The sequence below is a fragment of the Nocardiopsis valliformis DSM 45023 genome (assembly GCF_000340985.1).
Taxonomy (GTDB): Bacteria; Actinomycetota; Actinomycetes; order Streptosporangiales; family Streptosporangiaceae; genus Nocardiopsis; species Nocardiopsis exhalans.
In genome coordinates this window covers 78,757-99,692 of sequence record NZ_ANAZ01000012.1, presented here as the reverse complement: position 1 = coordinate 99,692, position 20,936 = coordinate 78,757, and the positions used below count along the sequence as shown (strand labels likewise).

Sequence of the window (20,936 nt, the reverse complement as noted above, 5' to 3'; positions counted from 1 at the left end):
CGCCCCTGGGGGACGCCCCTCCTTCTCGTATCCCTCGTGTCCGGACTCGTCGTCCGGCTGTTTCCTACCGATCGTCCGCACTCGGGCTGACCGTGCTCAGGCGACGCCTCTGTTTGGAGGCGAAGACCAGGTACGCCAGCGGCAGGAAGGCGAGTCCCACCGCCACGGCCCCGGCCGCCGCGAAGAGCATGGCGTTGGACGAGGTCATCGCCCAGTGCGCCATCCCCACCCCCAGGACGAGCGCCACTGCCAGCGCGCCGACGGCGATCACCGTGACGAACACCAGCAGTTTGCGGTCGTTCCAGGGCTCCGGCCGCGCGTGGTCGATCCCGGCCAGAGTGGATCGGGCGCTGAGCTCCACGGCCCAACGCAGCTCCCGGCCCACAGTGGCCGCGCCGCCGGTGACGGCGCGGGCCCGCGAACGGGCCCCCGCAGTGGCCTGGTCGAGCCACCACAGTCCGTATCGAATTCTGCCCACGCGCAGAGGTCGCCTGCTCACTCCGAGTGCCTGTTGAGCTGTAACAGCCATGCCACCTGCCTCAGTGCACTTCGACCACTGACCCCTGTCAGTGCCCGTACCCGCACATCTGTGCACCGAACGTCATCAAGAGTGAAGTTAGGCGTATGTGGCCTTTAGGGAGGATTTACCTAACCAAGGCGGATAAGGAGCTTTCCTGGCCTTGTGGCCCCCGGTCAGCATCCGAGCACGTTTCCAGGTAGCGTCGTCACCATGGCTGACGCAGCGGACCAGACCCCGAAGAGCAACGCCGGGGCGCCCAAGGGCCTTCCCCGGACCGACCAGGAGTGGCGCGAGCGCCTCGACGAGCAGGAGTACGCGGTGCTCCGCCAGGCAGGCACGGAACGCCCCTGGTCCGGGGCGTATGTCGACACCAAGACCACCGGCGTCTACCGTTGCCGGGGATGCGACACCGAGCTGTTCCGCTCCGACGAGAAGTTCGATTCCCACTGCGGGTGGCCGAGTTTCTTCGACCCGGCCGACTCCGACGCGGTCACTCTGCACGAGGACGCATCGCTCGGAATGGTGCGAACCGAGGTGCGATGCGCCACCTGCCACTCCCACCTGGGTCACGTCTTCTACGGAGAGGGGTACAACACCCCTACAGACGCCCGTTACTGCATCAACTCGGTCGCTCTCACCCTGGAGCCCGGGGAGTAGGTGGCATAGCATCCTGGTTCCGGGTCCCCGCCGTTCCACCCGAACGGGCCATATCCGGAGCCAGCCTGACCCCCGTGCCCGCGGGATCAGGGATAATCTCACCAGCGCACCGAAGTTCGGCCCCAGTGCCGACCGGACGGGCGCGCGCGGCGAGGGTGCCCCACCCGGTGACCGCGCACAAGAGAACCCGGCCAGCGCCGAGTTCACCCCTCACAGCGGTAACCGATGTGCGGGCGACCAGACCGACCCGCAACGAAAGCGCTCGATGACCGACGACTCACCTTCCTCCTCCGTCTCCCCGCGGCCCGCGGCCAGACCGCGCTTCGGCATGGCCCAGGGATCGGCCCCTTGGCTGGTACCGGCGCTCGGCGCGGCCGGAGCCGCCGCGTTCCTGGCCCGGCGCTCCCCGGTCGGGGCCGTCACGGCCGCCCCGGTGATCGCCCTCGCGGCGGGAATGACCTGGTTCTTCCGGGACCCGAACCGGGGACCGGCGACCGGACGGGTGCTGTCCGCGGCCGACGGCGTCGTACAGAGCCTCGACCCCCAGCCCGACGGGCGGATCCGGGTCGCGGTGTTCATGAACCCCCTCAACGTGCACGTTAACCGTGCCCCCCTCGCCGGTGTGGTGACCGGCGTCGAACACCGCCCCGGGGGTTTCCGCCCCGCATTCGACAAGGACAGCGAGCGTAATGAGCGCGTCATCTGGACCCTTGAAACCGAGATCGGTGAGATCACGGTCGTTCAAATCGCCGGCGCGTTGGTCCGGCGTATCGTCCCGTATCTCGCTGCGGGGCAGAAGGTCGAACAAGGCGAGAGGATCGGCCTCATCCGGTTCGGGTCACGTGTCGACGTCTACCTTCCGCTCGGGGTCACCCCGGCGGTGGAGGTCGGCCAGAAGGTCCGCGCCGGAGAAACCCGTCTTGACGCCGACTGAGGTGGCCCCCGCCGCCGAGCGGTCCGCCCCCTTCGCCCCCGGGGAGGCGCCCAGGCTCCGTCTGGGCGTGGCCGACTACCTGACCCTGGGCAACGCCCTGTGCGGCTTCCTCGCCGTGTGGGCGCTGGCCACGGCCCAGGCCGCTCACATGGCCGGGGGCGCCGCCGGAGCGCTGCCGAAGTCGGCCATGGCCACGGCCGTGGGACTGATGATGGTCGCGGCCGCCCTCGACGTGCTCGACGGCCGGGTCGCCCGCAAGCTGGGCGGCAGCGGGATGGGTGCCGAGCTGGACAACCTCGCCGACGTGATCAGCTTCGGGTTCGCCCCGGCGTTCTTCTTCGTGGTGTGGGGCACCATCGCGGGCGGTACCGGTGTGCTATTGGGCGGTTCGGTGCTGCCGGTAGTGGCGGGCGGCGCGGTGCTGCTCGCGGTGATCGTGCGACTGGCCAGGTTCTCCTGCCAGGCGCCGGACTCCAACTACTTCACCGGTCTGCCGTGCCCGTTCGGGGCCATGGCGGTGGTGACGATCGTACTGCTCGACCCGCCGGTTCTGGCCGGGGTCGCCGCGGTGCTGCTCGTCGCCTGGCTGATGGTGAGCCGGATGGAGTACCCCAAGCCGCGCGGCAAGAAGGCCTACGTCGTGCTGGGCATGCTCGCCACGGGCGTGGCCTTCATCGCCGCCTGGGGCTTGGGACTGCCCGCCGGTGAGGCCCTCATCTACCTGATGAGCGCCCTGGTGCTGCTCACGATCCTCTCGCTCCCCTTCTACGTGATCGCGACCCGGCGCTCGACCTCCCTCGTCGGGCAGACCGTCGAGCGACCCGCCGAGTAGGAGCTCCGGACGGACAAGGGGCGGCCCCGCACTCGAACCGAGCGCGGGGCCGCCCCTTCTGGCAGGCGCCCGGTTACGGCAGGGAGTCGACCAGCTCGGCCACGCTCTTGCGCCGCCCGGTGTAGAAGGGCAGCTCCTCACGGGTGTGCAGGCGGGCCTTGGCGGCACGCAGGTGGCGCATCAGGTCCACGATGCGGTGCAGCTCGTCGGCCTCGAAGGCCAACAGCCACTCGTAGTCGTTGAGACCGAACGAGGAGACCGTGTTGGCGCGCACGTCCGGGTACGGGGCGGCCATGCGGCCGTGCTCGGCGAGCATGGCGCGGCGCTCGTCGTCGGGCAGCAGGTACCACTCGTAGGAGCGAACGAACGGGTACACGCAGATGTTGTCCCGCGGCTCCTCCCCGGCCAGGAAGGCGGGCACGTGGCCGCGGTTGAACTCGGCCGGGCGGTGCAGGCCCACGACCGACCACACCGGGGTGCTGGCGCGGCCCACGCGGGTGCGGCGGAACTCGGAGTAGATGCCCTGGACCTGCTCGGGGGTGTCAGCCACCCACCAGAACATGATGTCGGCGTCGGCCCGGAAGCCCTGGACGTCGTAGCTGCCGCGCGTGGTCACGCCCTGTTCGGCGGCTTTGTCGAGCAGGCTCTGGAGCTCCTCGGCGGCCGCGCCGCGGTCCACACCCTCCAGGCTGTCGACCTTGAAGACCGACCACATGGTGTAGCGGATGAGTTTGTTGAGGTCGGTGCCGTCCTGGGCGACGGCCTCGTTGTTCTGCTGCCCCGTCACGGGTTGACTCCTTGCTGGTTCGGTCCGGGCTGGTTCGGTCCGGCGGCGCCCGGGGCGCCGCGGTCGGTGCGGTTGTGGTCGGTGAGCGCGTCGGCCAAGCGCTCGGCCTCGCGCCCGGCGTCGGCGATGCAGGCCGGGATGCCCACTCCCCCGTAGGCGGCGCCGCACACCCCGAGTCCGGGGTGGCCGTCCACGGCCGAGCGGACGCGCTCCACCCGGGCGGCGTGGCCGACGGCGTACTGGGGCAGCCCGTCGGTCCACCGGGTGACGCGGGTCTCGACCGGGGATCCGCGCAGTCCAGTGACGCGGGCGAGGTCGGCCAGGGCCGCTTCGGCCAGCTCCTCATCGGAGCGGCGCAGGGCGTTCTCGTCCCGGAACCGGCCGATGGAGCAGCGCAGGGCGACCAGGTCCTCCCCCGGGTTGACCCTATCCAGCTCCCGGGCCAGCCAGGGCCACTTGTTGCTGGAGAAGGTGGCGGCCTTGATGGTCAGGCCCTCTCCGGCCGGAACCAGGAAGCCGGTGCTGGTGAGCGTCGCGGGGAAGGCCGAGGCGGGCAGGGCGAAGGTCACCAGCGCCATGCTCGCGTACTCGGTCCGGCGCAGCTCCCGCGCGGCGGCGGGTTCGGTGTCGGCGAGCAGGCGGGCGGCCTCGGGGGCGGGGCATGCGAGCAGCACTGCGTCGCAGTCGAGCGTCTCCGCTCGGGCCCCCTGTGCGCCCTCCAGGCGTACTCTCCAGCCCTCGGAGAGCCGCTCCAGGGCCTCGGCTCGGGTACCGGTGCGCAGATCCTTCTGGCGGGACGCCAGGGCGTCCACGAGCGAGGCGACCCCGCCACGCAGGGAGGCGAAGACGGGTCCTGCCTTGGTGGGCGTGGCGCCCCGGCCGCTCAGGCTGGTGTGCACGGCGTTCATCAGGGAGCGGTCGCGCCGGGCCATCGGGGCGATCTGCGGCAGGGTGGAGTCCAGGGAGAGCTCGTCGGCCCGGCCCGCGTACACGCCGCCCAGCAGGGGTTCGACCAGCCGCTCCACCACCTCGCGCCCCATGCGGGTGCCCACGTAGGCGGCCACCGGCACGTCGGAGCGCACCGGTGTGCGCGGCCAGACCAGGTCGAGTGCGGCGCGCAGGGTCCCGGCCGGTGAGAGCACCCCGCTGCGGGCCAGGGAGCGCAGGTCGCCGGGCACCCCCATGAGCTGGCCCTTGGGCAGGGGACGGATCCGGCCCCGGCTGTAGATGGCGGCGGCACCCGGGCCCGGGTGCACCACCTGGTCGTCCAGGCCGAGCTCGGCGAAGAGGTCGAGGGCCTCGGGACGGCGGGCGAGCACCGCCTCGGCACCGGCGTCGACGGACACACCCGCCACGGGCGAGGCGCGGAGCTTTCCTCCCGGGGCGTCGGCGGCCTCGACCACCGTGGTGGTGACCCCCCGGCCGTTGAGGCGGTGCGCGGCGGTGAGTCCGGAGACCCCGCCGCCGATCACGACGACATGCGGTGCTTGCGGCATGCCACCAGCTTCCCAGATGCCGCGGGTCACAGTGATCCGCCGTACCCGAAGCGGGACCTCCGCCGGTGAGGTTTCGGTCGGAGGTCCCGAGGGTCCAGGTCCGGCGCCCGGGCGCGGTGCGGATCCGGGAGAGGTTCGATCCGTTGCGCTCTCGTTACCGCCCGGACGAAACGCCCGGGTTCAGGGTCGCGTCGAAGCAGCATGGACACTCCAGCCCTCCCCCGTGCGGGCCGTGTGGCCCGCGTGACCGTCGCCACCGGCCTGGCCGCCCTGTTGCTCGCTGCCTGCGGCGCCTCCCACAACATGACGGACAGCGGCTCCGCCGGAAGCTCCTCGGAGACCGCCGACATGGCCGTGCCCGAGCAGCAGGCCGACGCCGAGGCCGAGTACACGGAGGAGGGCACCGAGAGCGCCGAGCGCGGCGCGGACGGCAACGTCGGTTCGGACGTGGAGATCACGGACCGGCAGCTGATCCACATCGCCGACATGACCGTGCGTGTGGAGGACGTCGCCGAGGCCTCCGACCTGGCCAAGGCCCTGGCGGTCGAGGTGGGCGGCTACGTGGCCGACGAGAGCCTGTCCACGCCCGCGACGGGCACACCCGAGGCCTACCTGACCCTGCGCATCCCCAACGAGGACTACGAGAGCTCCCTGGACGCGCTGGCCGAGCTGGGCGACCGCTCCACGCTGGAGCGGTCGGTGGAGGACGTCACCGAGGAGGTCGCCGACGTCGAGAGCCGGATCGAGTCCTCCGAGGCCGCCCTGGAGACCCTGCGCGGGTACCTGGAGGAGGCCCAGGACGTCGACGACCTGCTGCGCGTGGAGGGCGAGATCCAGCGGCGGCAGGCGGACCTGGAGGCGTTCCAGGCCAGGCTGAAATCGCTGGAGAACCAGACCAGTTACTCGACGGTGCACCTGCAGCTCATGCCCCCGGCGACCTACATCGAGGAGCCCTCCCAGGACTCCGTCGGCTTCCTCGGCGGGCTGGAGCGCGGCTGGCTGGCCCTGGTCGCGCTGGGTCAGGGACTGTCCGTGATCGTCGGCTGGCTGCTGCCCTTCGCCGTGGTGGCCGTGGTGCTCGGCGCCTGGCCGCTGTGGCTGTGGCGTCAGCGCCGCAGGGCCCACCGCAAGCAGCGGGAGCAGAACGCGACCATGGCCGTGCCCGCGGGCGCCACGGCTCAGGGCACCACGGCTGAGGGTTCCGAAGGCTCCGAGAGCGGTTCCCCGTACACCGACGAGGACCGCCCCGGCGACCAGTGCTGACCACCGCCGACACCGTCGACCCGCGTTGGCAGAACGCGCCGGTGCCCGGCTCCCGCTGCGGGGGCCGGGCACCGGCGCGTCGTGTGTCGTGCCTGTCGTTCGGAGCGCCTAGTTGGCGGTCTCCTCGTGCACGAAAGCGGTGAGGCGTTCGAGCATGGTCGGGTCGGTGCTGGGCAGCACACCGTGGCCAAGGTTGAAGATGTGGCCGTCGGCGGCGCGACCCCGCGACAGGATGTCGCGCGTACGGTCAGCGACGACCTCCCAGGGCGCGAACAGCGTCGCGGGGTCCAGGTTGCCCTGGAGCGCCGTGCCCGGCTGAACCCGCTGAGCGGCCTTGTCCAGCGGCACCCGCCAGTCCACGCCCACGACGTCGGCCCCGGCCTCGCTGAGCAGGCTCAGCAGCTCGCCGGTGCCCACACCGAAGTGGATGCGCGGCACCTCGTACTCGGTCAGCTGACCGAAGATCCACGAGGTGTAGGGCAGCACTGAGGCGCGGTAGTCCTCAGCGCTCAGCGCGCCGACCCAGGAGTCGAAGAGCTGGACCGCGCTGGCCCCCGCCTCGATCTGGGTGCGCAGGAAGCCCAGGGTGATGTTGGCCAGGCGGCGCATGAGCTCGTCCCACAGCTCGGGCTCGCCGTACATCAGCGCCTTGGTGTGCTCGTGGTTCTTCGACGGCCCTCCCTCGATGAGGTAGGAGGCCAGCGTGAACGGAGCGCCCGCGAAACCGATCAGCGGCTTGTCGCCGAGCTCTCCCACGAGCTGACCGACCGCCTCGGTGACGTACGGGATGTCGCCGGGCTCGAGATCACGCAGGCGCTTGATCCCGTCGGCGTCCCGGATCGGGTCGTCGACCACGGGGCCGACACCCGGCTTGATGTCCAGGTCGATCCCGATGGCTTTGAGCGGCACAACGATGTCGCTGAAGAAGATCGCGGCGTCGGTGTCGTACCGGCGGACCGGCTGCATCGTGATCTCGGTGATCATGTCGGGTCGCGCACACGCCTCAAGCATCGGCACGTCAGCGCGGACCCGTCGGTACTCGGGCAGGGAACGCCCGGCCTGGCGCATGAACCACACCGGTGTGTGGGACACCGGGAGGCGCCGGCAGGCGCGGAGGAATGGAGAGTCTTGAAGCGTCACCCTTGAATCGTGCCATGCCCATCCCGGTGGTCTCACTCGGATCGCCAGAGTGGGGTCCTTCCGGCGGGGCTGGCCGGGGGCGCGCAGACCCTGAACCGGCGCCGCTGACGGCTCCGCGGTCCCAAGATCATCACAAAAGCCCGACACGCCGGGGGAACTACGACAGCCCGCCGGTGACTCGTGCCACGGTCGAATCCGTGCCCACCATCACACCATCGGCGGGACACGTCCCGGCGACCCCCGCCAGGACGTGATCACCACAATATGAAGGCTGACGTTTCCACCATGCCCGATGTCGGTAGCGCCGAGAACGCTCAGGAAACGTTCCGGCGAGCGGTCGAGGCCCTGCGCTCTCCTCACATCCGCCCCGAGATCACCGTCCAGGAGATCCCCTCTCCCCAGCGGCTGGCTCCCCATTCCTCGGCCGTGTCGGCTGAGGTCACGGTTCAGGGCGAGGAGATCGCCTGGGGCCGGCTGATCGTCCTGTACGACCCCGAGGGCACCCGTGACTGGCCCGGCCCCTTCCGAGTGGTCTGCCAGGCCAACTCCGAGCTGGAGTCGGAGATCGCCACCGATCCCCTGCTCGGCCCGGTCGCCTGGAGCTGGCTCACCGACGCCCTGGAGACCAACGGTGCCACCCACCACACGCTGAGCGGCACGGTCACCCGTGCCACCACCGAGGGGTTCGGCACCAAGGCGCACGAGGGCGCCACCACCGAGGTCGAGATGCGCGCCTCGTGGACCCCGGAGTCGGCGGACCTGTCCGGACACATGAGCGCCTGGCTGGCGCTGCTGGCCTCGGCGTCGGGGCTTCCCCCGCTGGACGTCACCGACATCGCCCGACAGCGGTCGCGACCCTGAGCCAGGGTGCGGGCGTTGAATTGTGCCTTGAGTCGTACCAATCCACACCCTCTGAGCTGGGATCGGGCGGCCCCGCGGGGACGGCTCGGGGCCCGGCGAACCCGTAACGCCCACCGATGCCGAAACGGCCCGTATCTGCGTTCGGTGGCGACAGCGCATACCGTAGTGGTGTGGCGAACGCGTTGAACTCCAAGACAGAACCCCGCGAACCAGACAACGACGACGCGGAGAGGGCGCCTCTACTTCGGGAACCACGCGAGGGCCTGCCTGAGGTCACCGCGGACGCCGACGCCCTCGCCGGTGTCATCGCGGCCCTGAGCGCCGGCTCGGGCCCCGTCGCCGTGGACGCCGAGCGCGCCTCGGGCTATCGGTACGGGCAGCGCGCGTACCTGGTGCAGCTGCGGCGGGAGGGTGCCGGATCGGCGCTGATCGATCCGATCGCCTGCCCCGACCTGAGCGACCTCAACTCCGTGGTCGACGGAGCCGAGGTGGTGCTGCACGCCGCGCACCAGGACCTGCCGTGCCTGTCCGAGGTCAACCTGCGCCCGTCCCTGCTGTTCGACACCGAGCTCGCCGGGCGGCTGCTGGGCTACCAGCGGGTCGGGCTCGGGTTCATGGTGGAGCGGCTGCTGGACGTGCGCCTGGCCAAGGAGCACTCGGCGGTGGACTGGTCGCAGCGGCCACTGCCCGAGGACTGGCTGCGGTACGCAGCGCTGGACGTGGAGATCCTCATCGAGCTGCGCGATTCCCTGGAGACCGAGCTCACCGAGACCGGCAAGCTGGAGTGGGCCCAGGAGGAGTTCTCCTCCGTGCTGGCCGCCCCGCCCAAGGAGCCGCGCGCCGATCCCTGGCGGCGCACCTCGGGCATCCACAAGGTCCGCAACCAGCGCGCCCTGGCCGCCGTCCGCGAGCTCTGGTACGAGCGCGACCGCATCGCCCAGGAACGGGATATCTCCCCGGGCCGGGTGCTGCCGGACGCGGCGATCGTGGAGGCGGCGACGGCGATGCCGCGCAGCACCACGGAGCTGGCCAAGATCCGGCAGTACGGGATCAAACTGGCCCGCCGTTACCTGACCACGTGGATCAAGGCGGTGAACCGGGCCCGCGACATGGCCCAGGCCGAGCTGCCGCGGCCCAACGCACCCGGAGACGGGCCGCCCCCGGTCAACCGCTGGGCCGACCGCGCCCCTGAGGCGGCGCGCCGGTTGGAGGCCGCCAGGGCGACGGTGACGGGTATCGCGGAGGACGTCGTGATGCCGACCGAGAACCTTCTGCTGCCGGACACCGTCAGAAGGTTGGCGTGGGCACCCCCGAAGACCGTGGACCCGGATTCCGTGGGCGATTTCCTACGCACGCGTGGCGCACGGAACTGGCAGGTCGGGTTGACCGCGGAACCGCTGGCCACAGCCCTGCGGGACGCGGAAAAAAGCTGATCAATACCCCCTTCAGTCATTTTGAATCCAAAGGTGACTGAAGTCACACACCCACAGAGGCGGTTCATGCCTGTTCCGTAGCCCGTTGTCCGATTAAGTTATAGAAACGTGCCCTGGAATCTCGGGGCCGTTCGGCTTCTTCTACGGGTATGTACCGAACCGCGGGCCCACAAGGCCCCGGTACGTGTGATCAGGGAAATGTGGTGAGTCTGCTTGTCGTTCTGGCGTGCGCTGCTGCGTGAGACGGGGTTGACGCGTTCTGCCAAGGTCAAGGCGACCGAGGCCGCCATACCCACTCCCCAGGAGCGAGAAGAGCTCCTGGCGGAGCGGACCGCGCCCCTGCCCCAGCAGGTACCGACCGCCGCGGGCGGGGTGCCCACCGGCGCCTCGCACCGGGCGCTGCCCCAGCGCCCCGTGTCCTCTGCCGCCGGCACCAAGGTCTCCGGAACCAAGGTCCCCACCGCCGGGATGCGCGCGGCGGCCCTGGAGCGCACCCTCCAGTCGCTCGTGGAGCGGCTGGGGACCGAACACCCGGACACCATCACCGCCCGCAACAACCTGGCCACCAAGTACGCGCAGATGGGTCGGCGCCAGGCCGCCGTGCAGCAGTTCGAGCTGGCCCTGGGCGAAGCCGTGGCGGTCTACGGCGAGGATCACCCCCGCACCGAGATCATCCGGGAGAACCTGGCCTGGGCGCTGGAGGACGTGGGCTGCCCCGCCGACGCCGCCGCGCAGTGGGAGACCCTGCTCAGCCAGCGGGAAAACCAGTTCGGCCCGGCCGACGAGGACACGGTGGAGGCGCGCATGCGCCTGGCTGTGTGCTACCGGCGCAGCGGCCGGGTGGACGCCGCGGTGGCCCACTACGCGCGGGCCATCGAGGACGTTGCCTCCACCGAGCGCCGCGAGGAGCTCCGGCTGGGCATGAGCGCGGCGCAGAGCATGGCCGGACGCTACGAGGAGGCCATCTCGCAGCTGCGGATGGTGCTGGCCGGGCGCCGCCGTCGCCTGGGCAAGGGGCACCTGAACACCCTCGCGGTGCACCACCGGCTGGGCCGCGCCTACACGCAGGCGGGCCGGGCCGACGAGGCCGTCGAGGTCCTCCGCGAGGCCTACCGCGTGGCGCTGAACTCCTCCGGAGATCCGGAGGTGCGCCGGCTCACCATGCGGCTGCGTCGGGACCTGGCGGGCGCCTACAACGCCGCCGGGCGCCACCGCGAGGCCGACGCGCTGCTCTGACAAGGCGCGGCACACCCGAGGCGCGCTGAGGGCCGGGACTCCCCACCGGGGTTCCCGGCCCTCACGCGTGTGCACGGAAGGTTCGGGGGAACAAGGTGGCCAGGCGCGAAAACCATTCGCGCGAGCCGCCCCGGCCTGGCAGGATCCGTCCGTTGGTCGCACACATTGACCGGAGAGAGCGATGCGCGAGCTCAGTACCGAGGAGATCCGCTCCTCGTTCGTCAACTGTCCCAAGGGCGAGACCAAGCGGATGCACTTCCCGTCGAACATGCCGCTGCTGGACTGGGAAGACATGGACTTCCTCGGCTGGACCGATCCCAAGGCTCCGAACCGTGCCTACCTCGTGATCGACTCCGGTGAGGACCCGCTCGGGGTCGCCCTGCGGCTGCCGACGGGCAACCGCAAGGCGAACTTCTTTAAGTCGATGACCTGCTCGTTCTGCGTGACCGTGCACCCCGCAGGGGGCGTGCGGCTGTTCAGCGCTCCCAAGCCCGGCAAGGCCGGGAAGCAGGGCGACACGGTCGGCCTGTACGTGTGCGCCGACCTCGCCTGCCCGCTCTATGTGCGGGGCAAGCGCGAGTCCCCGCTGATCCAGCCCGCGGAGACCATCACCCGCGAGGAGCGCATCCAGCGCCTGCGCATCAACGTCGACCGCTTCGCGACCACCTTTCTGGGCCACGAGAGCTGACCAGGCCTCAGCCCCGAGGGCTGATCCCGGCGGCCTCCCGGGTATCGGGGGTTTCGGGGGTGAGGAGCTGGCCGGCGGCGAGGTCGCGGTAGAGGTTGTCGCCCTCGACCAGTTCGGCGTGGGTGCCCACCGCGCGGACCGTGCCGGTCTCCATGACCACGATCCGGTCGGCGCTGGTGACCGTGGACAGGCGGTGCGCCACCACGATCACGTTGGTGCTGCGGGCCGCCTCCAGCATGACCGCCTTGAGGGCGCCCTCGTTGGCGGCGTCCAGCTGGGAGGTGGCCTCGTCCATCAGCAGCAGGCGGGGGCGGCGGAGCAGCGCCCGGGCGATGGCCACGCGCTGACGCTCGCCGCCAGAGATGGTGACGCCCCGGTGGCCGATCGGGTTCTCCAGGCCCTCGGGCAGGCGGTCGACCAGGTCCGTGAGACGGGCCGTTCGGACGACCTCCTGGAGTTCGGCCTCGGTGGCGTGCGGCGCGGCCATGGTGAGGTTGGCGCGCAGGGTCCCGTCCAGGACCGGGGCGTCCTGTTCGACGTAGCCGATCTGGGCGCGCAGCGCCTCCAGGGGCCAGTCGCGGACGTCGGTGCCGTCCAGGCGCACGCTGCCGGAGGTGGTGTCGTAGAAGCGCTCGATGAGCGAGAAGACGGTGGTTTTGCCCGAACCCGAGGGTCCGACCAGGGCGGTCAGGCCCGCACCCGAGGCCTCAAAGCTCACTCCGTGGTGCACCAGCGGCAGGTCGGGGTGGTAACGGAAGGTGACGTCGGTGAGGGAGAGCTCGGCCGGGCGGGCGGAGAGGGGTTCGGTGCGGTTGCCTTCGGGGTTCTCCTGGTCCAGGTCGGCGACCTCGTCGATGCGGCGGACGGCGGCCAGGCCGGTCTGGAGCTCGGTGGCCGAGTTCACCAGGGTGATGATGGGTTCCATCAGGTAGAAGAGGAGCAGCAGGAAGGCGATGAGGGTGGAGACGTTCATCGTCCCCGCGGCCACCATGCCGCCGCCCACGCCCAGGACCACGAGGAACGAGACGTTGATGGTGAGCGAGGCCAGGGTGCCCGAGAGCGCGGTCCACCCGGCCACGGCCACGCCCTTGCGCCAGGACTCCACGGCGGCGGTGTCCAGGCGTTCGATCTCGGCGCGCTCGGCCGAGGAGGCCTTGACCGTGCGGAAGGCGCCGAAGATCCGCTCCAGGAGCGAGCCCATCTCACCGAGCGAGGCCTGGGCGGCCTGGGTGGCCCGGCCGATCCTCGGCAGGATCACCCCCATGAGGACACCGACCACGACGATCATCCCCAGGGTGATCAGGAGCAGCGTCGGGCTCAGGAACGCCATGATGACGATGGCGCCGACCAGCAGGACCGTGCTGGTGAAGAGGTTGGTGATGCCGCTGGTGGCGACGGAGCGGAGCAGGGTGGTGTCGGCGGTCAGCCGGGAGACCAGGTCGCCCGGTTTGAGCCGGTCGAGTTCTCCCACGCGCAGCCGGACCAGTCTGCCGACCAGGTTGCGGCGGACCCCGAGCACGACGCTCTGGCCGGTGCGCTCCAGGACGAAGGCGCCCAGGGCACCGATGACGGCGCCGAGGAGCACCACTGCCAGCAGTGCCAAGATCGGGCCGGAGACGGAACCGCCCTCGCTCAGGGCGTCGATGACGTACTTCGCCATGAGCGGCTGCGCCAGGCCGGTGATCCCGCCGAGGAAGGTGAGCACTCCGCCCAGGACCAGCATCCGCCAGTGCACCCGGGCGTACTCCCACAGGCGGCGCAGTGGTGCTTTGGGCGCCTGTCTGAGCAGCGCTGCGTGCTCCAGGTCCGGTCGCGGCATCTTGGCCTCTTTCATCTCCTACGCACGGAATCTCCCTTCAGCCAACCGTGTTGGTGGTAGCGGCCACAACCGCCGAAAGTAGGGGATGCCCCCTTCTTGGGAAGTGACCGGCCCCGCCGCTCGCACTATTTGTTACTGGCGAGTAGCATGGTTCCCATACAGTCCACCAACGCTTGGAGAAGGAGGGGCCATCGTGTCGCGAACTGCCCGCGATGTCGTGTTTGTCGATGGGGTCCGCACCCCGTTCGGCAAGTCAGGCAAGGGCCTCTACGCCGAGACGCGCGCCGACGACCTGATCGTCCGCGTCATCCGCGAACTGATGCGCCGTAACCCGGGCCTGCCCCCGGAGCGCGTCGACGAGGTCGCCATCGCCGCCACCACCCAGATCGGCGACCAGGGCCTGACCCTCGGGCGCACCGCCGCGATCCTCGCCGGGCTGCCCAAGAGCGTCCCCGGTTACTCCATCGACCGCATGTGCGCCGGCGCGCTCACCGCCGCGACCACCGCGGGCGCGGGCATCTCCTTCGGTGCCTACGACGTCGTGATCGCCGGTGGCGTCGAGCACATGGGCCGCCACCCCATGGGTGAGGGCGTCGACCCCAACCCCCGGATCATCTCCGAGAAGCTGGTCGACCCGTCCGCGCTGGTCATGGGCAACACCGCCGAGAACCTGCACGACCGGTACCCAACCATCACCAAGGAGCGCGCCGACGCCTACGCGGTGCGCAGCCAGGAGAAGGTCGCCAAGGCCTACGCCGACGGCAAGATCCAGCCCGACCTGGTCGAGACCCTGGTCCGCTCCGCGGAGAAGGGCTTCGGTCTGGCCACCCAGGACGAGCCGCCTCGCCCCGGCACCAGCATGGAGTCGCTCGCCGGTCTCAAGACCCCGTTCCGCGCGCACGGCAACGTGACGCCCGGTAACGCCGCCGGTCTCAACGACGGCGCCACCGGCACCCTGCTGATGGCCGAGGAGGTCGCCGAGGAGCTGGGCCTGGACGCCAAGATGCGCCTGGTCGACTTCTCCTTCACCGGTGTCGAGCCCGAGGTCATGGGTGTCGGTCCGGTCCCGGCCACCGAGAAGCTCTTCGCCCGCCAGGGCATCACGATCGACGACGTCGGTCTGATCGAGATCAACGAGGCCTTCGCCGTCCAGGTGCTCGCCTTCCTGGAGCACTTCGGCATCGCCGACGACGACGCCCGCGTCAACCCGTGGGGCGGCGCGATCGCCATCGGCCACCCGCTGGCCTCCTCCGGCGGTCGTCTGATGATGCAGCTCGCGCGCCAGTTCGCCGAGCGTCCCGACGTCCGTTACGGCATCACCACCATGTGCGTGGGCCTGGGCATGGGCGGGACCATCCTGTGGGAGAACACCAACTACGAGGGGGGCAAGTGAGCACCGCCATCGAGCAGGCACGAGAGCTGTTCAAGGACGAGGTCGTCACCAAAGCGATCTCCCGCGATGTCGAGCTCCCCTACGGCGCGGGCACCGCTGTCCTGATCACCCTGGACAACGGGCACGACCACACCAAGCCGAACACCTTCGGCCCCGGCGGTCTGCTCAGCCTGGACGCCGCGATCGAGGCCGCCAAGGCGCGCACCGACATCGTGGCCGTGGCCGTCACCGGCAAGCCGTTCATCTTCGCGGTCGGCGCCGACCTGACCGGCGTCCCCGCGCTCCAGAACCGCGAGCAGGCCGAGGCCATCGGCAAGCTGGGACACGACGTGTTCCGCAAGCTCGGCGAGCTGGACGTACCCACCTTCGCGCTGGTCAACGGCGCGGCCATGGGCGGCGGCGTCGAGGTGGCGCTGCACTGCACCTACCGCACCGTCTCCGCCGGTGTCCCGGCCTTCGCGCTCCCCGAGGCCTTCCTCGGGCTCGTCCCCGGCTGGGGCGGCACCTACCTGCTGCCGAACCTGATCGGCGCCGAGAAGGCCCTCAAGCTCATCGTCGACAACCCGCTCGCCCAGAACAAGATGATCAAGGGCAAGCAGGTCTTCGAGATGGGGATCGCCGACGCGATCTTCGAGCCCGCCGACTTCGTCGAGGAGTCCCTGCGCTGGACCGCCCAGGTGGTCAAGGGTGACATCCAGGTGCAGCGCCCCGAGGTCGACAAGGGCGAGGCCTGGGACAACGCGGTCAACATGGCCCGCTTCGTGGTCGAGGGCAAGCTGCACGGCGCCGCCCCGGCCCCGGCCCGCGCCGTCGAGCTGGTCGCGGCCGCCAAGACCGCCACCCGCGACGAGGGCTTCGACGCCGAGGACCAGGCGCTCGCCGACCTGATCATGAGCGACGAGCTCAAGGCCGGTCTGTACGCCTTCGACCTCGTGCAGAAGCGCGCCAAGCGCCCCGCCGGCGCCCCGGACAAGTCGCTGGCCCGCAAGGTCACCAAGGTCGGCGTCGTCGGCGCCGGTCTGATGGCCGGTCAGCTGGCTCTGCTGTTCGCGCGCCGCCTGGACGTGCCGGTCGTCATGACCGACCTGGACCAGGACCGCCTGAACAAGGGTGTCGACTACGTCCACGGTGAGATCGACAAGCTCCTCAAGAAGGGGCGCGTCAACCAGGACAAGGCCAACCACCTCAAGGCCCTGGTCACCGGTTCGCTGACCAAGGACGCCTTCTCGGACGCCGACTTCGTCATCGAGGCCGTCTTCGAGAAGATGGAGGTCAAGCAGCAGGTGTTCGCCGAGGTGGAGGCCGTGGTCTCCCCCGAGGCGATCCTCGCGACCAACACCTCCTCCCTCTCGATCACCGAGATGGCGTCGAAGCTGAAGCACCCCGAGCGGGTCGTGGGCTTCCACTTCTTCAACCCGGTCGCCGTCCTGCCGCTGCTGGAGATCGTCCGCGGCGACAGGACCGACGACGCTTCGCTGGCCACGGCCTTCGCCACCGCCAAGAAGCTGAAGAAGACCTCGGTGCTGTGCAAGGACGCTCCGGCGTTCGTCGTCAACCGCCTGCTCACCCTGTTCATGGGTGAGGTCCTGGGCGCCGTGAGCGAGGGCACCGAGCCCGAGGTCGCCGACCGCGCGGTCGCGCCCCTGGGTCTGCCGATGTCGCCGCTCATGCTGCTCCAGCTGGTCGGCCCGGCGGTCGGTCTGCACGTCGCCGAGACCCTGAACAGCGCGTTCCCCGAGCGCTTCGCGGTCTCGCCGCAGCTGGAGGCCGTGGTCAAGGCGGGCAAGACGGCGATCTTCGCCCCGGACCTGACCATCGACCCCGAGGTCAAGGAGCTCCTCAAGGGCGGCGACAGCCCGTCCGAGGAGAAGGAGATCCTGGACCGGGCCCTGCGCGCCCTGGCCAAGGAGATCCAGATCATGCTGGACGAGGGTGTCGTGGCCGAGGCCGCCGACATCGACCTGTGCCTGATCACGGGCGCCGGCTGGCCCTTCCACACCGGTGGTATCACCCCGTACCTGGACAAGGTCGGCGTCTCCACCGCGGTGAACGGCAAGCCGTTCCACGAGGGCGACCCGAAGGCCTTCTAGGCCCGAGCTAGCCCTTTGAGGGCCCGAACTTCCGGGAAGGAAGTTCGGGCCCTTTTCGCGTTTCCCCACGTAAACGACTTATCCATGCATTCCGACTACGGGAACATACTTACTAGTAACCCTGTGTAACTTATGCCTCGTGGCAATCTCTCCCGAACACCAGATCTACTCCGAGTTGTTCGCCGACGCACCCGACATGGCGGTGGGCTTCCTGCGCGACCTCGGGGTGAAGGTCCCGGACTACGACCGCAGCGAACTGACCTCCTGCGACCTCGGCCACGTCGACCCGGTGGAGCGCCGGTCCGACGTGACGATCATGCTGCGGGGCAAAGTTCACGAAGACCCCCTCGGCAAGCTCATGGGCATCGTCGTGGAGGTCCAACGAGACGATAAGGAACGCAAACGCTTCACCTGGCCCGAGTACGTCGCGGCGATGCGCTCAAAACACGAGTGCCCGGTGACGCTGTTGGTCATCTGCCCCCGGCAGAACGTGGCCGACGCGTACAACGCGCCCATCCCACTGGGGCACCCGGGGTTCGTGCTCCATCCCCTCGTGCTGGGCCTGGAACGGATCCCGGTCATCACCGACCCAGCCGAAGTGGGTCGGCACCCGACCCTGGGTGTACTGTCGGCCGCCGCCCACGGCCCGGCCGACCCGGACGTGGTCAAGGCCCTGCACACCGGCCTGGATTCCATCGACCAGGAAATGGCAACGAAGTACATTGGATACGCGCTACACCTGCTCACCGACAGCAACGGCCAGCGAGCCCTGGAGGAGCTGATGATGACGGAAACCTACGAGTACACCAGTGCCTGGACCGAGAGCTTGAAGGCCGAGGGCAGGACCGAAGGCAAGGCCGAGGGCGAGGCGAACATGCTCTTGCTGATGCTGGAGGTCCAAGACATCGAGGTGACCGAAGAGGCTCGTGAACGCATCCTCGGCTGCACCGATTCCACCCAGCTCAAGACCTGGGCGATCCGGAGCAAGAACATCACCCGCATTGACGAGCTCTTCGAGGACTGAATTCCTACGTCCGGCTGACCATCCCCTGAACCTATGGTCGGCCGGACGTAGGATGTCTGTATGAGCGAGGCGAATGAGGGGGGCTCCCCCCTGTGGCACCTGACCGGGTTCCGGCTGATCAAGTTGGGTGAGCTGGTGCAGGCGGCCACGGCGTCGGTGTTCGAGGCTATGGAGCTCAACGCGCGGCAGTTCCACGTGTTGGCGACCGCGGCGACGATGGCCGAGCCCTCGCAGCGAGAGCTGAGCCGCGCTCTGGGGATCGATCCCAACGTCATGGTGGGGGTCGTGGACGAGTTGGAACGGCTGGAGCTGGTGGAGCGGGTGCGCAACCCCAATGACCGGCGGCGGTACATCGTGACGCCGACGGCGCGGGCCCGGGAGGTACTGGCCGAGGCCCGTTCTGCGGTGGAGCGGACCGAGCGGGAGTTCTTCGCCGGGGTCTCCGAGGAGGAACGCCGGGTCCTGCACGAGCTGTCCGGCCGGTTGATCGGCCAGCACCCCCGGGTGACCAAGACCGAGTAGGTCAGTGGGTCAGGCCGAGCCTGGCGTGCACGCGGCGCAGGGGGCGGGGGCGCCCACCAGTTGGCGCGGCCCGCGAGGCGCATGGTGACCGGGACCAGGACGCCGCGGATCAGGGTGGCGTCGACCAGGATGACCGCGGCCATACCGACGGCCAGCATGATCAGGTAGAACACACTGGAGGTCGCGTAGACCGCGAAGGACGCCGCGAGCACCACTGCGGCCGCGGTGACCAGGGGCCCGCTGCGCTGGAGTCCGGCGGCCACGGCTGAGGCAGTGTCACCGGTCAGGTCGTACTCCTCCTTGATCCGGGCCAGCATGAACACCTCGTAGTCCATGGACAGCCCGAAGGCCACGCAGAACATCAGGATCGGGAAGGTCACCTCCAGGGTGCCGTTGGCGGTGAAACCGAGGAGACCGGACAGGTTGCCCTCCTGGAACACCCAGACGATCACCCCGAACATCACCGCCAGGCTCAGCATGTTGAGCACGATCGCCTTGAGCGGCAGCAGCAGGCTCCCGGTCATCAGGAACAGCAGGACGAAGGTGACCGCCAGGACCATCCCGAAGACCAGGGGCACCCGGTCCAGCAGCGCGTCGCTGAAGTCGGTGAGGTCGGCCGGGTAGCCGCCGATGGCGGTGTCGGCGGGGGCCGGAACGTCGCGGAGGTCGTCGATGAGCCCCGAGGCGTCCTCCAGGGCGGCCATGGTGGGCACCACCGAGAACCAGGTGGCCTCGTCGGCGACGTAGCGCTCCGCGGCGGCTCGGGGCGGGATCGTGAGCTGTCCGTCCTGGTAGGTGCCGGTGTGCGCGTCGACCTGGGAGACCCCGGAGACACGGGACAGGGCGGCCGCGTAGGCGTCGGTCTCGTCCGGTGTGGTGGCGGAGGAGACCAGGACGTGGACGGCGTCCATCTCCTCCTGGCCGAAGCCCGCTTCGATCTTCTCCTGGACGTCGCGGCTGGAATGCCCCTCGGGCAGGACGCGGGCGTCGGGCAGGCCGAAGTTGAGCCCGGCCACCGGGGCGGCCAGAACCAGGACCAGGCCGAGGGCGGGCACCCCGTACAGCAGCGGGCGGCGCATCATCCGCAGCGAGTTGGTGTGCCACCAGCCGCTGTCCCCGCGGGGTTCGCGGCGGGGACGCACGCGGTGCCCCACCTTGACCAGCGCGGCGGGCAGGATCACCAGGGCGGCGATCACCGAGGTCAGGACCACGCCCACCCCGGCGTAGGCGAAGGATTGCAGGAACGGGAACGGGAAGAGCATCAGGCAGGACAGCGCGATGGCCACGGTGAGCCCGCTGAAGACCACCGTGCGCCCCGCACGGGCCACCGCGAGCTCCACCGCCTCGGGCACGCTGAGGCCCCGGGCCAGTTCCTCGCGGAAGCGGGTGATCACGAACAAGCTGTAGTCCACGCCGAGCCCGATGCCCATGACCAGGGTGAGGTTGGCCGCGAAGGTGGAGACCTCGGTGAGGGCGGCCGCCCCGCGCAGCATGGCCAGGGTGGTGATCACCGAGTACACGCCCATGGCCAGTGTCAGCCCGGCGATCGACGCCCGCCGGTAGAGCAGCAGGAGCAGGGCGAAGACCAACGGCAGGATGATGACCTCGGCGCGCACGAAGTCGCTCTGGGCCTGCGCGGCCGCTTGGCGGAAGATCTCGTCGCCGCCACCGACCTCCACGCGGATCTCGCCGTCGGCGCGGGTGAAGTCCGGGGAGATCTCGGCCAGGGCGGTGCGGGCCTCGGTGACGGTGCCCGCCATGCGCACGGTGATCAGGGCCTGGGTGGTGTCGTCGGAGCGCATGGCCGGTGAGCCCTCACGGGACCAGTAGGAGGCGGTCTCGGCGACCTCGTCGCGGGCGGCCAGCTCCTGTTCCAGGTCGGTGGCGGCCTCGACCACCCCGGGGTCGTCGACGGTGCCCTGCTGTGCGGTGACCAGGAGCAGGAAGTGGTGTTTTCCGGTGCCGAAGTTCTCTTCCAGGGCCTGCTCGACCTGAAGAGACTCCGATCCGGGGCTCTCGAAGCGGCTGAGCTGGAGCCGGTCCAGGGTGCCCGCGGCCAGGACGAGGGCGGTGAGGGTGACCAGCGCGGCGAGGAGGAGGATGCGGCCGGGGCGGCGGGCCACTCCCCTGCCGAGCCGGGCCAGCAGGGGCGGCGGGGGTGGTTCGGGGGCCGTGGGGCCCGGCCGGCCCGGTGGCGGGGTCGTGGTGGGTGTGGTGGCCATGGCATCTCCTGGAGGGTGC

The 20,936-nt window shown here is 70.1% G+C and carries 17 protein-coding genes and 1 pseudogene; 12 read left to right on the top strand and 6 right to left on the bottom strand.

The genetic code is table 11. The features are described 5' to 3' along the window. Positions 1-64: 64 nt before the first annotated feature. The gene (locus D457_RS32475) at positions 65-478 is read right to left on the bottom strand and encodes a hypothetical protein (protein WP_017581078.1); all 414 of its coding nucleotides are present in this window, start codon (positions 476-478) and stop codon (positions 65-67) included. A gap of 252 nt (positions 479-730) precedes the next feature. Here D457_RS32475 and msrB point away from each other — a divergent pair, with 252 nt between their 5' ends. The 3 genes from msrB to D457_RS0112860 all read left to right on the top strand — a co-directional run bounded on the left by msrB (position 731) and on the right by D457_RS0112860 (position 2,943). Continuing rightward, complete coding sequence (gene msrB, locus D457_RS0112870) at positions 731-1,177, top strand: peptide-methionine (R)-S-oxide reductase MsrB (protein ID WP_017581077.1); 447 nt, start codon at positions 731-733, stop codon at positions 1,175-1,177. Between the two features lie 265 nt (positions 1,178-1,442). Beyond that, positions 1,443-2,111, top strand: a complete 669-nt coding sequence (locus tag D457_RS0112865; RefSeq protein WP_017581076.1) for a phosphatidylserine decarboxylase — start codon at positions 1,443-1,445, stop codon at positions 2,109-2,111. Further along, positions 2,098-2,943, top strand: coding sequence for a CDP-alcohol phosphatidyltransferase family protein (locus tag D457_RS0112860; protein ID WP_017581075.1), 846 nt, complete (start codon positions 2,098-2,100; stop codon positions 2,941-2,943). The genes D457_RS0112865 and D457_RS0112860 overlap by 14 nt, the downstream gene beginning before the upstream one ends. Before the next feature lie 73 nt (positions 2,944-3,016). On the opposite strand, the gene hemQ is transcribed toward D457_RS0112860, so the two are convergent. Further along, complete coding sequence (gene hemQ / locus D457_RS0112855) at positions 3,017-3,730, bottom strand: hydrogen peroxide-dependent heme synthase (protein WP_017581074.1); 714 nt, start codon at positions 3,728-3,730, stop codon at positions 3,017-3,019. Beyond that, a complete protein-coding gene (gene hemG, locus D457_RS0112850; RefSeq protein WP_026116597.1) occupies positions 3,727-5,226 on the bottom strand; it encodes a protoporphyrinogen oxidase in 1,500 nt (499 codons plus the stop codon). Before hemG ends, hemQ begins: the two co-directional genes overlap by 4 nt. A gap of 201 nt (positions 5,227-5,427) precedes the next feature. On the opposite strand from hemG, the gene D457_RS0112845 reads away from it, so the two are divergent. Next, positions 5,428-6,489: a DUF4349 domain-containing protein gene (locus D457_RS0112845; protein ID WP_017581072.1), complete on the top strand. Its 1,062-nt coding sequence runs from the start codon at positions 5,428-5,430 to the stop codon at positions 6,487-6,489. Between the two features lie 108 nt (positions 6,490-6,597). Here D457_RS0112845 and hemE read toward each other — a convergent pair whose 3' ends face one another. Further along, positions 6,598-7,566: a uroporphyrinogen decarboxylase gene (hemE, locus tag D457_RS0112840; RefSeq protein WP_239646093.1), complete on the bottom strand. Its 969-nt coding sequence runs from the start codon at positions 7,564-7,566 to the stop codon at positions 6,598-6,600. 348 nt (positions 7,567-7,914) lie between these two features. Between hemE and D457_RS0112835 the strand changes: the two genes are divergently transcribed. The 4 genes from D457_RS0112835 (at position 7,915) to D457_RS0112820 (ending at position 11,847) form a co-directional block, all read left to right on the top strand. Further along, positions 7,915-8,490, top strand: a complete 576-nt coding sequence (locus D457_RS0112835) for a DUF3000 domain-containing protein (RefSeq protein ID WP_026116596.1) — start codon at positions 7,915-7,917, stop codon at positions 8,488-8,490. 182 nt (positions 8,491-8,672) lie between these two features. After that, positions 8,673-9,923 (top strand): ribonuclease D, encoded by a 1,251-nt coding sequence (locus D457_RS0112830; RefSeq protein ID WP_017581069.1) that lies wholly within the window; start codon positions 8,673-8,675, stop codon positions 9,921-9,923. A 213-nt stretch (positions 9,924-10,136) separates the two neighbouring features. After that, positions 10,137-11,159 carry a tetratricopeptide repeat protein gene (locus D457_RS0112825; protein ID WP_017581068.1) on the top strand — a complete coding sequence of 341 codons (1,023 nt, stop codon included), beginning with the start codon at positions 10,137-10,139 and terminating at the stop codon, positions 11,157-11,159. Positions 11,160-11,340: 181 nt separating this feature from the next. Beyond that, complete coding sequence (locus tag D457_RS0112820; RefSeq protein ID WP_017581067.1) at positions 11,341-11,847, top strand: FBP domain-containing protein; 507 nt, start codon at positions 11,341-11,343, stop codon at positions 11,845-11,847. Positions 11,848-11,854: 7 nt separating this feature from the next. Here the strand turns inward: D457_RS0112820 and D457_RS0112815 are convergent, their stop codons facing one another. Then, the gene (locus D457_RS0112815) at positions 11,855-13,666 is read right to left on the bottom strand and encodes an ABC transporter ATP-binding protein (RefSeq protein WP_169542739.1); all 1,812 of its coding nucleotides are present in this window, start codon (positions 13,664-13,666) and stop codon (positions 11,855-11,857) included. A 217-nt stretch (positions 13,667-13,883) separates the two neighbouring features. On the opposite strand from D457_RS0112815, the gene D457_RS0112810 reads away from it, so the two are divergent. The 4 genes from D457_RS0112810 to D457_RS0112795 all read left to right on the top strand — a co-directional run bounded on the left by D457_RS0112810 (position 13,884) and on the right by D457_RS0112795 (position 18,695). Further along, positions 13,884-15,059, top strand: a complete 1,176-nt coding sequence (locus D457_RS0112810; protein WP_017581065.1) for a thiolase family protein — start codon at positions 13,884-13,886, stop codon at positions 15,057-15,059. Next, positions 15,056-17,149, top strand: a complete 2,094-nt coding sequence (locus D457_RS0112805) for a 3-hydroxyacyl-CoA dehydrogenase NAD-binding domain-containing protein (RefSeq protein WP_017581064.1) — start codon at positions 15,056-15,058, stop codon at positions 17,147-17,149. The genes D457_RS0112810 and D457_RS0112805 overlap by 4 nt, the downstream gene beginning before the upstream one ends. A gap of 139 nt (positions 17,150-17,288) precedes the next feature. After that, positions 17,289-18,173 (top strand): hypothetical protein, encoded by an 885-nt coding sequence (locus D457_RS0112800; protein WP_026116595.1) that lies wholly within the window; start codon positions 17,289-17,291, stop codon positions 18,171-18,173. A 60-nt stretch (positions 18,174-18,233) separates the two neighbouring features. Next, positions 18,234-18,695, top strand: a complete 462-nt coding sequence (locus D457_RS0112795; RefSeq protein WP_026116594.1) for a MarR family transcriptional regulator — start codon at positions 18,234-18,236, stop codon at positions 18,693-18,695. Positions 18,696-18,802: 107 nt separating this feature from the next. On the opposite strand, the pseudogene D457_RS32470 reads toward D457_RS0112795, so the two are convergent. Then, positions 18,803-20,917: pseudogene (locus D457_RS32470) on the bottom strand (MMPL family transporter); the annotation flags it as partial. Positions 20,918-20,936 lie beyond the last annotated feature (19 nt).

Coding starts and splice junctions, on each gene's coding strand:
- msrB (WP_017581077.1), top strand. CDS start 731: ATGGCTGACGCAGCGGACCAGACCCCGAAGAGCAACGCCGGGGCGCCC.
- D457_RS0112865 (WP_017581076.1), top strand. CDS start 1,443: ATGACCGACGACTCACCTTCCTCCTCCGTCTCCCCGCGGCCCGCGGCC.
- hemG (WP_026116597.1), bottom strand. CDS start 5,226: ATGCCGCAAGCACCGCATGTCGTCGTGATCGGCGGCGGGGTCTCCGGA.
- D457_RS0112845 (WP_017581072.1), top strand. CDS start 5,428: ATGGACACTCCAGCCCTCCCCCGTGCGGGCCGTGTGGCCCGCGTGACC.
- D457_RS0112835 (WP_026116596.1), top strand. CDS start 7,915: ATGCCCGATGTCGGTAGCGCCGAGAACGCTCAGGAAACGTTCCGGCGA.
- D457_RS0112820 (WP_017581067.1), top strand. CDS start 11,341: ATGCGCGAGCTCAGTACCGAGGAGATCCGCTCCTCGTTCGTCAACTGT.
- D457_RS0112815 (WP_169542739.1), bottom strand. CDS start 13,666: ATGCCGCGACCGGACCTGGAGCACGCAGCGCTGCTCAGACAGGCGCCC.
- D457_RS0112795 (WP_026116594.1), top strand. CDS start 18,234: ATGAGCGAGGCGAATGAGGGGGGCTCCCCCCTGTGGCACCTGACCGGG.